The 11275-nt window shown below is 58.5% G+C and carries 7 protein-coding genes and 3 pseudogenes; 9 read left to right on the forward strand and 1 reads right to left on the reverse strand.

Annotated features, from left to right (window positions below; translation table 11 throughout):
* The 6 genes and pseudogenes from EN853_RS34900 to EN853_RS30965 all read left to right on the forward strand — a co-directional run.
* Positions 1-231, forward strand: a pseudogene (locus EN853_RS34900) (hypothetical protein); the annotation flags it as partial.
* 82 nt (positions 232-313) lie between these two features.
* Positions 314-1313 (forward strand): annotated as a pseudogene (locus EN853_RS30945) (IS630 family transposase); the annotation flags it as partial.
* Between the two features lie 206 nt (positions 1314-1519).
* Positions 1520-2776: an acetyl-CoA carboxylase biotin carboxylase subunit family protein gene (locus EN853_RS30950; RefSeq protein WP_127862804.1), complete on the forward strand. Its 1257-nt coding sequence runs from the start codon at positions 1520-1522 to the stop codon at positions 2774-2776.
* 509 nt (positions 2777-3285) lie between these two features.
* Entirely contained in the window at positions 3286-3675 is a 390-nt protein-coding gene (locus tag EN853_RS30955) for a transposase (protein ID WP_135855987.1), read from the forward strand.
* A complete protein-coding gene (tnpB, locus tag EN853_RS30960) occupies positions 3672-4025 on the forward strand; it encodes an IS66 family insertion sequence element accessory protein TnpB (RefSeq protein WP_135855989.1) in 354 nt (117 codons plus the stop codon). Before EN853_RS30955 ends, tnpB begins: the two co-directional genes overlap by 4 nt.
* A gap of 69 nt (positions 4026-4094) precedes the next feature.
* Positions 4095-5651, forward strand: a complete 1557-nt coding sequence (locus EN853_RS30965) for an IS66 family transposase (protein ID WP_127862803.1) — start codon at positions 4095-4097, stop codon at positions 5649-5651.
* Positions 5652-5705: 54 nt separating this feature from the next.
* On the opposite strand, the gene EN853_RS35185 is transcribed toward EN853_RS30965, so the two are convergent.
* Entirely contained in the window at positions 5706-6719 is a 1014-nt protein-coding gene (locus EN853_RS35185; protein WP_348627030.1) for an NADP-dependent oxidoreductase, read from the reverse strand.
* A gap of 101 nt (positions 6720-6820) precedes the next feature.
* Here EN853_RS35185 and EN853_RS30975 point away from each other — a divergent pair, with 101 nt between their 5' ends.
* The 3 genes and pseudogenes from EN853_RS30975 to EN853_RS34920 form a co-directional block, all read left to right on the forward strand.
* The gene (locus EN853_RS30975; RefSeq protein ID WP_127862801.1) at positions 6821-7717 is read left to right on the forward strand and encodes a LysR family transcriptional regulator; all 897 of its coding nucleotides are present in this window, start codon (positions 6821-6823) and stop codon (positions 7715-7717) included.
* A gap of 456 nt (positions 7718-8173) precedes the next feature.
* A complete protein-coding gene (locus EN853_RS30980; protein WP_127862800.1) occupies positions 8174-9463 on the forward strand; it encodes an acetyl-CoA carboxylase biotin carboxylase subunit family protein in 1290 nt (429 codons plus the stop codon).
* A gap of 979 nt (positions 9464-10442) precedes the next feature.
* Positions 10443-10601: pseudogene (locus tag EN853_RS34920) on the forward strand (transposase); the annotation flags it as partial.
* Positions 10602-11275: the final 674 nt, after the last annotated feature.

The following is an 11275-nucleotide window of genomic DNA, read 5'->3' on the forward strand; positions in this document are numbered from 1 at the left end:
GGCGGCCTGTCGGTGACGGTGCTGCCCGAATTCGTCACCGGCATCATCCTGATCCTGATTTTCGGGGTCTGGCTGCGCTGGCTGCCGATTTCGGCCGCATGGCCGCGGGATGCCGGCTTGTTCACCCTAAGCAGTACCTGCGGTAGTGGTGCAAGCGGACCCGGACTTTGGCCCGCTGGGCTGCTGCTACGACCTTCGCTGGAAAAAAATGGGTTTTGTTGCAACGCCTGAATAGGGCGCAGAGAAGCCTGGCCATCTGGAACTGAAAGTGAGCCTCTTTGTATGATGCGCTTGGAGCGATGAGGAGCACATGATGGCAAACGCAACCGGCCGGCCTGGGGCCGCCCTGGTCCTGAGTGCGGTCAAGCGGGAGCATCTGGAGCGGCAGGTCCGGCGTCAGCGTATAGCGCGATCGATGGCGGAGCGGTGCCGGATCATTCTTCGATGCGCTGACGGTGTCCCAGAAAGGTTGTGGCAGCGGAGTTGGGCGTGAACGGACACACGGTCGGCAAATGACGACGACTTTCCTCAAAGATCGCGTCGAGGGGCTGCTGGACGAGGCCCGCCCCGGCAGACCCCGGACCATCGACGATGATCAGATCGCGGCCATGATCGAGCGGACGCTACGCTCGAGCCTGATAATGCGACCCATTGGTCAATCCGATCGATGGCACTGCGACCGGTGCTCCCATACGACGATCCGCCTATATGGATCGCCTCGGGCTGCGGCCGCATTGCTCGGAGACGTTCAAGCTGTTGAGCGATCCCTGCTCGTCGACAACGATTGCGACATCGTCGGGCTCTACCTGTCACCGCCCCAACCGGCATGCCGGAGCGCCGAACTCATAGCTATGTCCGGCACGGCACCAACTCGCTGTTTGGGGCGCTCGATGTGGCGTCCGGTTTTGTGATTGGCAAATGTTACAAGCGGCACTGGGCAACCGAGTTTCTGGACTTCCTGAAGCAGATAGACGCCAACGTGCCGCCCGATCCGGATGTCCACGTCGTCATGGATCATTATGCCACCCACAAAACCGCGCTGCTCAGGTCATGGCTGTCGCGCCGGCCTCACTACCCATCTCCACTTCACGCCCACATCGGCATCCTAGATCAATCAGGTCGACCGCTGGCTCGGTGAACTGACCTGAAAGCAGGTGTGACGCGGCGTGCATACCTCAACCAGCCAGCTCGAGGCTGATATTCGCACCTTCATCGAGCGCCACAATGAGAACTCAAAGCCCTATCGAAGGACCAAGTCCGCGGACGAAATTCTCTCGTCCGTCAGGCGTTTCTGTCAGAAGGCCGAGCAAACTCGTACTCTTCGGCATTCGTCGAGATGCTACGTGATGAAAATCTGCGTTCGAAATTTTGTAAATAATTCTTCACATACTTTTACGAAGTCTTTGCGACAGAATTTCGATGAAAAGAGTAACTTCGCCGCAAGGCTTAGAAGGCGCGGCCAGAGCTGCTGCCATCTACGCTCTGACTGCCGAACAACTTGCAAAAAAGGTCAACAGCAATGCGAAGAAGAGCGCTAATCCTGGTTGAAGGTACAAGGTCCAACGGTCCGCTTTACGTCAAAGCGGCTCGGCGTCTTGGCCTTCATCCAATTACCCTATCGGCTGATCCAACGCACTACGACTATCATGCCCCGGAAAGGCTTGAGACAATCCGGATCGATACAGACAATCTCGATGCGCTGGTCCACGAATGTGCCCGGTTGCGTGCGAGCTTTGAGGTTGTTGGCATCACCAGCGCCCTGGAGTCGGTCTATGCGACAGTCGGCAAGCTCTGCCGGCATTTCGATCTACCGGGACCGAATCCGGCATCCATTGAACGATGCTGCGACAAATTCACTCAACGTCAAATCCTCCGGGAGGCCGGCGTCCCAATACCTGCTTATCGCTTGGCGGCGAATGAAGCGGACGTACAAAGCTCCGCCGCGGAGATCGGCCTGCCGGTGATTGTCAAGCCAGCCGTAGGCAGCGGCAGCTCCGGTGTCCGACTGTGCCGCAACGCCGACGAATTAGCCGAACATACGACCTTTCTGTTGGGTGGGAAGCACATACGGCAGTCTTCACCGAGGATACTGGTCGAAGAGTTCGCACAGGGTCCGTATTATTGCGCCGACATAATGGGAAATGAGTTAATCGGGATTACCGCCTCTGAGTTCGGCTGCCCGCCGCATTTCGTTTTTCGTACCTCGACCTTTCCGGCCCCGCTGACTGATCATGAGCATAACCGCATCGCCGATGTATCGCTGAGCTGTTTGCAAGCTCTCGGCCTTGACTGGGGGCCTAAATGCATTGAATTTCGGTGGACGAAGCTTGGCCCAGTCGTCATCGAAGTCAATCCGCGTCTTGGGGCTGGGACCAGTCCTCGGCGCGTTCATCTGGCTTATGGTATCGATCTCATTACCGAGCACATCAAGTTTCTCACCGGCGAGGAATGGAATTTGCGTAGAACACATTCTCACACTGCAACCGCGCGGCTCCTCGTTCCTGAGCGTGATGGAATCCTCGAGTGGATCGCTGGCCACAGTCGGGCGGCTGCCATACCAGGCGTCGCCGAAGTGAAGTTGTACGTAGAACCCAAGATGCCGATCGTCAGGAAAGGCGATTCCCGAGACCTCTTCGGACATGTCATCGCCGCTTCACCAAGCCGTGCTGAGACCGAGGCCATACTTCAGCGCGCCGTTGACTTGATCCATTGGTCGATCAAACCCTTTGCCATCGCTGGCGAAGAACGTTCTGCGGCCATATCCAGGATGACGTGAACCGCTCTACGCCTTAGGCAACTGAGCCTCGATTGCGTTGAGGAAGCCAGCGCCTGACGGCGTCCATACGGATCGCGGCTTCATTCGATAGGGATTTCGCCGCGATCCGTGACGCCAGAGCACCGGCTCTGATAACATGACGCGGCAGGCCAAAAACCTGCATCGGGGGTTCTCCTGAAGTTTGATCTTCGCAACTTCAGCTTCGGAGACCCCCGAACTTTTCTCAAGCCATCCGTCTCACATCTGTCTGGACCTGCACACGTCTGCAGCCCAAATGTACCTATACCGCGGGCATCGGAACCCTCGAATTCATTCTGGTCCAACCAGAGCAGGACTCGCTATCGTCACGCGCCTCTTCAGGGCAAGCACTCGACTGTCATGGCCGGCGCGTCGGCCGGTAAACAATATGTAATCCGCGCTAGATCGTAACCGCTGTTTTGCCCTCACATTGTCCGCAGTTGCCTGATCTGTGATCGACGTTCCATGGACGAGCGACAAGGAGTTTCTCCATGGACACTACGTTGGAGGTTCTCACGTCACGGCGGGGCCGACGTGAGGCGCATCGCCAATGGCCGGATGAGGTCAAGGCACAGATCGTTTCGGAGAGCTTGCGTCCGGGCGTGACGGTGAACGAAGTGGCGGAGCGCCACGGGCTGAAGGCCAACCACCTGTCGTCCTGGCGCACGCTGGCGCGGCAGGGCAAGCTGGTTCTGCCCGCGCCAGAGGATGCCGTGGAATTCGCGGCAATGGTCATTGATACGCCCGCGCCGGAACCGCCAACCGCGAAGCAGACCTCCCGCGCCGAGATCGTTGTCGGTCCTGTCACAATCCGTCTTGAGGAAGGTGCGTCTGCTGCCCGGATCGCTGCCATCGCGCGTGCCTTGGCAGCGGCGACATGATCTTTCCATCGAACCGCGTGCGCATCATGGTGGCGACCAAGCCGGTAGACTTCCGCAAGGGGCATGATGGATTGGCGGCGCTGGTAAAGAACGAGCTGCACAAGGACCCGTTCACCGGAACAGTCTTCGTGTTCCGGTCACGCAAAGCGGATCGGTTGAAGCTGATCTACTGGGATGGCAGCGGCATCGTGATGGCCTACAAGAGGCTGGAGGAGCACAGCTTCACCTGGCCCGGCATCAAGGACGGCCTGATGACGTTGAGCCATGCCCAGTTCGAGGCACTGTTCGCGGGCCTGGACTGGCAGCGGGTTCGCGCCGTCGAGACCAGAGCGCCGGGGGTGATAGAATAGCTGCGGCACGATGACTCAGCACAACAAATTCCGAAGGCAAAACGGACCGGGCTTTGGTAGGTTCCGGCCATGCTGGACGCCGCTGATCTTCCCGATGATGTTGCCGCCCTGAAGGCGATGCTGATCGCGGCGAAGGCGCGCGAGACAGGCAAAGACGCCCAGATTGCCCGCAAGGATGAGCGGATAGAACTGCTTGAGAAACTGGTCTCGGCCTTCAAGCAGGCAGCCTTCGGGCGCAAGTCCGAGAAGGCCGATCCCGACCAGTTCGATCTGGCGCTGGAAGACCTGGAAACGGCCATGGCAACAATCCATGCCGAGGAGGAAGTCGATGCTCGTCCTGGGAACAGGGTCACTAGGCCGCGCGCGACCAATCGCGGCTCCCTTCCTCAGCATCTTCCTCGTGTCGAAGAGGTCCTTGAACCGGAAAGCCTGATCTGCTCCTGCGGCGGTTATTTGCATTATATCGGCGAAGATGTGGCGGAGCGGTTGGACGTAGTCCCGGCGCAGTTCCGCGTCATCGTCACCCGTCGCCCTAAATATGCGTGCCGTGCGTGCACTGACGGCGTCGTTCAGGCTCCGGCTCCACTACGACTGATCCAGGCAGGCCTACCGACAGAAGCGACCGTCGCCCATGTCCTGGTCTCCAAATATGCCGATCACCTTCCGCTTTATCGGCAGGCCCAGATCATGGGCCGCCAAGGCATTGATCTCGACCGTTCCACGCTCGCCGACTGGGTCGGCCGCGCAGCCTATGAGTTGCGTCCCGTCTTCGGTGCGCTGATTGCCGACTTGAAGCGCTCGTCCAAGCTCTTCATGGACGAGACCCGTGCCCCGGTTCTCGATCCCGGCTCGCGCAAAACCAAGACCGGATACTTCTGGGCGCTTGCGCGGGATGATCGACCATGGGGCGGCGGTGCTCCGCCAGGTGTGGCCTTCACCTACGCTCCCGGTCGCGGGGGCATTCATGCCGAACGAATACTGCAGGGATTCTCCGGCATCCTGCAGGTCGATGGCTATGCCGGATACAACAGACTGATCGCACCTGACCGTATCGGATCAGACATTCGGCTTGCCTATTGTTGGGCCCACGCCCGGCGCAAGCTGGTTGAGATCACTCGCAACGGAACAGCGCCGATTGCCGAGGACGGTGTCAAACGGATTGGTGAACTGTATCGGATCGAGGCCGAACTGCGCGGCCTTGACCCGGAGGCTCGCCTTGCTGGACGGAAGGAACGATCAGCGCCGCTGGTCTCCGACGTGCAGGCTTGGCTCGTCCATCACCGCGCCCGTGTCGCGACAAAGTCCCCACTCGGCGAGGCGGTGGCCTACATCGCTAAATACTGGGACGGTCTGAAGCTCTTCCTGACCGACGGTCGCATCGAGATCGACAACAACAGCGTGGAACGAACCATCCGGCCTATCGCCCTCAATCGGAAGAACGCGCTCTTTGCGGGCCACGACGTCGGAGCCGAGAACTGGGCGACCATCGCCTCGCTCGTCGAAACCTGCAAACTCAATGCCGTTGACCCGCAGGCCTACCTGACCGCCACGCTCACCGCCATCGTCAACGGCCACAAGCAGAGCCGGATCGATGAGCTGCTGCCTTGGAATTATCCGCTTGAGTAACGCGTGCACAAAAATCGCAGTTTTGCCGAAGCGGACAAATCTTCGTTCAGAGCATCACAGCTTGACCAGTTGCTTGCCGAAGTTCTCTCCCTTCAACATCCGAACGAAAGCGTGGGGCACGGTCTCAATCCCTTCCGCAACATCTTCCCGTGTCTGAAGCAGTCCCTGTCTGTACCATGACAGCAGATCGGCAATCGCGATCTCGTATTCTCCCTCGTGGTCGTCGAGCAAGAACCCTTCTATCCGCGCACGGGTGATCAGCGTCCTTCTGAGATGCCTGAGGCCGATATCGGGCTGGTCAAACCGGTCGGCCAAGGCAATAGTCCCGACGACCACCACCCTGCCAAAGGTGTTGAGGTTTAACATGGCTGCGTCGTGAATCGGCCCGGCGGTGTTGTCGATAAAGACATCAACGCCTTTGGGGCATGCGGTCGCGACATCTGCCACGAGATCAGGCGAGCTTCGATGATTGACGCCTGTCCGATATCCAAGCTCCCTGCACCATTCCAGCTTCTCGTCCGAGCCCGCAACAGCGACTGGGTCGAACCCTTTGATCCGCGCGATCTGTCCCGCAATCTGCCCTACAGCTCCAGACGCGGCAGAGATCAACACCGTTTCCCCCACCTTCGGATTTGCGGTTCTGAGGAGGGCAAAGTAGGCGGTGAGACCGGGCATGCCGAGATAGCTCAGCGCGGACTGAATCGGAGCGTCCGTAGTTGTCACTGGCTTGGCCGACGCGGCCGGGATAACGCTAAACGGCTGCCAACCAAAATGATCGCTCATCACGACGTCGCCTGGCTTGAAGTCTGGAGACTCAGACGTAATTACCTCGCCAATTCCGCCGCCGCACATCAGATCGCCAATTTTAAAACCAGTAGCATAATTCTTCGCGGGGCTGATCCGACCGCGCATATAGGGGTCGACGGAGAGCCACAAAGTTTTCACCAGCAGCTCACCATCCGCCGCCTCGGGAATTGGACGGTCCTCCAGGCTCCAGTTCTCGACGGAAGGCATTGCGGAAGGGTAGCTCCGAAGTAGCCAGCTAGGATTCGTGGACATGTCCATCATCTCCTCAAATTGAGCGTTCGCCGCATTGATGCATGAATCCGATTTCCGTGTTAATAGGCGCTGGGTGAGAGACATTATTTTGGATTTCGGAAGAATGGCGCATGGATATGATCGAGGCCATGAAGGTGGCAGTGGCAGTCGCCAGGCATAACAGCTTCTCTTCTGCGAGCCGGGATTTGCGCCTTTCCGCTGCCTCGGTAAGCCGCATTGTGGCAGACCTGGAGGCCGATCTCGGCGTACGTCTCTTTAACCGCACCACCAGGCAGATCAATCTGACGGATGCCGGGATGGAGTTCGTGCAAAAGAGCACCTGCCTCCTGGAGGAGCTTGATCTGATGCGGAGCGCGGTACGCGAACGCCACGAAACCCCTCGCGGCCAGCTCCACGTCTCCTGCGTAACGGCCTTTGGCAATGAGTGCCTGGCACCAGCGGTTCCCGAGTTCGTGAGACGGTTCCCGCAGCTCGAGGTCTCAATCGACCTTGGCAATCGGTTGGTCGATCTTATTGGAGAGCACTTCGATGTCGCCATCCGAGTAGGGCCATTGAACGATTCATCCCTGATTGCGCAGAGAATTTTCACGCAGAGGATCGTGTTCGTCGCTACGCCCCAGTTTTGCGAGCAATATGGGACACCCAGGACCTTGGACGAGATCAAAGCTTGCCCATCCGTTACTCAGGTCAGCGGAGAATGGGGGCGCGTTCATAGGTTTTCGCATCAAGGAAAGGTCATTGACTTCGAAGTGCCGCAGCATCTGACAATGAACTCAGCGCGAGCGGTGAGAAACGCGTGCCTAGCGGGAGGGGGCTACTCCCTCTTGGGCGATTTCATGGTCGCCCAGGATATAGCGGAGAACCGCCTCGTGCGGCTGCTGCCGGATTATGAACCCATCGAGCAACCGATCTTCGCCTTCTATGCTCAGCGACGTCACACCCCACGTAAAGTCAGGGTGTTTATTGACTATTTGGCGGAGGTCTTCAGTGGCAAGAATACCACGTGAGACCTCATGACCCCGCACCCAGTCTAGGTGCCGATGGCACACCGCTTACGCTAGATCGGGAGAACTGAGTGTTTCAACGCGCATCGCAGCGCGGCAGCTTGATGAGGGTCCGCCGACACCAGCATGGCCAGCGGCCTTAGGCCGCACAAAAACAGGTCGAACAATGAACGGACCTGCCGCTTCAGTATTGCGGGCTGGAGCGGCTGGATGCCCGGTTGGGGCGCCTTATCAAACGTCTCCATCGCAACGCTCCGAAATTCGCCGAAACGCTCTGAGCGGTATCGTTGGCAACCGAGACGTTGCAACGGATACTTCAACTAACTTCACAGAATCTTTGCGGCCGCAGACCGCTGATAGTGATACTTTCACCGCAAAGTCTGAGGTCAGGCGCGGATTAAAGCTGATGCCTGTTCACGCTCAGACCGCCGCACAACCCACTAGCCAGGATCAATGCCAATGGCAAGAAGAGCACTCATCATGGTTGAAGGCCACAGACGTATGGGACTGCTATTCGTCCAAGCGGCCCAACGTCTTGGTCTCTGTCCAATTACCCTGTCGGCTGATCCAACTCAGTACGACTATCTTGCGGCGGAAGACACTGAGGCGACCCGGGTCGATACAGACAATCTCGATGCGCTGATCCGCGAATGTTCCCGACTGCGTGCGACCTATGACATCGCTGGCATTACTGGCTTTTCGGGGCTCGACGAGTCGGTCTATGCGACCGTCAGCAAGCTCTGCCGGCATTTCGATTTACCGGGCCCGAACCCCGGATCAATTGAACGGTGCTATGACAAATTCACTCAACGTGAGCTCCTCGCCGGAGCCGGTGTTCCAATACCTGCTTATCGCTTGGCGGCGAATGCGAGGGACGTAGAGAACGCTGCTGCGGAGATTGGCCTTCCGGTGGTAGTTAAGCCTGCTGTTGGCGCCGGAAGCAGCGGTGTCCGATTGTGCCGGAACGCTGATGAGTTAGCCGAACATGCGACCTATCTGTTGGGCGGGAAGTACATTTGGCCGTCTTCACCGAGGATACTGGTCGAAGAATTCGCACAGGGTCCCCATTATAGCGCTGAGATAATGGGAAACGAGGTCGTTGGGATTGGCACCGCTTCCTTTGGCCTCCCACCGCATTTCGTCTGCCGTGAATACACCTATCCGGCCGTGCTGACCGAGGACGAGCATGAGCGGGTCATTGATGTTTCGCTGAGCTGTTTGCGAGCTCTCGGCCTTGGCTGGGGGCCAACGAACATTGATCTCCGATGGACGAAGCTTGGCCCAGTCGTCATTGAAGTCAATCCGCGTCTTGCAGGCTACCCTAATCCTCGACTGGTTCAACTGGCTTACGGTGTCGACCTCATCACCGAGCACATTAAGCTCGTCATTGGCGACGAGTGGAATTTACGTAGAAGGCATTCGCACGTTGCAGCCGCGCGGAACCTAATTCCTGACCGCGATGGCACCCTCGATTGGATCAGGGGCGACAGTCAGGCGGCTGCCATATCAGGTGTCGCCGAGGTCAAGTTGTATGTTAAACCCAGAACGCGGATCCTCAGGAAAGGCTATTACCTAGACGTGATGGGATGTGTCATCGCCGTTTCCCCCTCCCTCTCTCAGACCGAGGCTATCCTTCAGCGTTCCGTCGACCTGATCCGTTGGTCGATCACACCATTTCCGACCCCTGGAAAAGATCGCTGTGCGGCACTTACACCCGCATCGCCAGAGGTGTCGCCTGATAAGGGGTGATCGTCGTCGAAGATTTGTCCAATCGGGGTTGTGTGCGTCCAGTTCTGCAAAAATGGGGCGGCCATTGTGCTGGTCATGCGGCTTGGCGCAGAGCGAGGTCTCGTGCGCTGGTTTCACGAGCGCGTTGGCACCGGCAAAGGGACGCATCCGCCGCACCATGATCACCTTGGCGCGCAAGCTGATAATCGGCTTGTGGCGATATCTGACTTAGGGCCTGCTGCTGGAGGGCGCCCTGACGAAAGAGTTCGAAGCGAGAGTGGATCATCCACCTGGATGGTGGCGCACGCACTTACGCGTCTTCGCTTCTTACCTCCCATGCCATCGCATGATTTGGAGGCGTTGCCGGTTGAATCCGAGGCTTCCAGCGCTCCTTCGTTATCTCGCCATAGACATTGCGGTAGCACGGCCTGCGGCGATGGTTCGCATCCGGTACAGTGCAGGCCGATCTCCTTATGACACCCAACCGGCGACGCCCGGTCGAGCTTCTCGGCCCCTTCCGCCGCTGCTCCTGAAGGCGGGGTGGCATTGTAGCCGCCGGTCGAAGATCAGCAAGCTTGAGAGGAGGCTATTCCATGTTCACCTCCCGGGCCGTCACGGCGCACCGTCAAGTCCGATATATTCTTTCATAGCTGTTCTCCATCTGACGCTTGGGTCCGGCGTCAGGTCGTGAGCCCGTATTTCCATCTTATGGGGGAACAGCCACCTTCCAAGGATATGATTGGTTCTCTGGGCGATGCGCTCCCGCGATTCCCCATGTGGATGGCTCCTGCTCCCCGTCATCCGGGTGCCAAATGGTAGGTTGTGCAGTGACCACAGACCCACAGTCGAGAGGAGCCTGCCATATCAAGATTACCACGATCGGTCTGGATTTGGCCAAGAACGTCTTTCAGGTTCACGGTGTCGATGTGAGGGGAACGCCACTGTCCGGCGCCGGCTGCGTCGGAAAGAGGCTCTTTTGTTCTTCTGCCGCCTCGATCCCGGAATCGGCTCGATCACAGCGACCGCATTTGCCGCGACCATACCCAATCCGTCCGCGTTCCGCTCCGGGCGCGAGTTTGCTGCCTGGCTGGGCCTCACGCCTCGGCAAAACTCATCCGGCGGGACATGCCGTCCCGGCGGCATAACGAAGCAAGGAGATCGCTAGTGCGATATCCCAAAGCGCGCGCCACCTTGGATGGATCATGGATTGACGGGCTCCTTGAGCGCAGGCGTCCCATGGTTGTCGCGGTTGCGGTTGCCAACAAGCTTGCTCGCATCATCTGGGCAATGATGATGACGGGCGCGAATGGCTCAAGTGCAATGACGACGTGATGGCAAGCGGCAGAGCTGGGATCGAGAAAGCCCGAAGAGCTTTATGCGCGATCAGCGCCACCCGTTGACGAGGCCTCGATCCGCGATCTCCATCAGGGCCAGCGACCATGTAGTGGTCGCATGAACAGGCCGAATACATGAACGCACCCACCGAATGTCATCTGTCTCAAAACCACTTTGCACCCGCGGGGCCGTCTATACATGAAGCTCTCGACGAAACCGTTCTGCGTGGGCTTGCCCGGAGGTCTACGCGGCTTGCATAGGCCCAGGCAAGGATCGCATTGCTGGTGAACTCGAGCAGCGGTAGTTCCACCAAGCAAGGCGGCAGCCATCTGAAAACGCGATGGGCACCGTCCGGGACATTATATTGGCGAATTGGATACCCTCGGCGCATACTTCCAGAGCGGGAAAATGCAAACGCGCAACACCCATCTTAAACCGGGCGCCAAAGTCGCCTGAATACTCGCAATAGGTTGAGCAATGAGCGAAGCACCACATCCT

Source organism: Mesorhizobium sp. M1C.F.Ca.ET.210.01.1.1 (genome assembly GCF_004791585.1).
Taxonomy (GTDB): domain Bacteria; phylum Pseudomonadota; class Alphaproteobacteria; order Rhizobiales; family Rhizobiaceae; genus Mesorhizobium.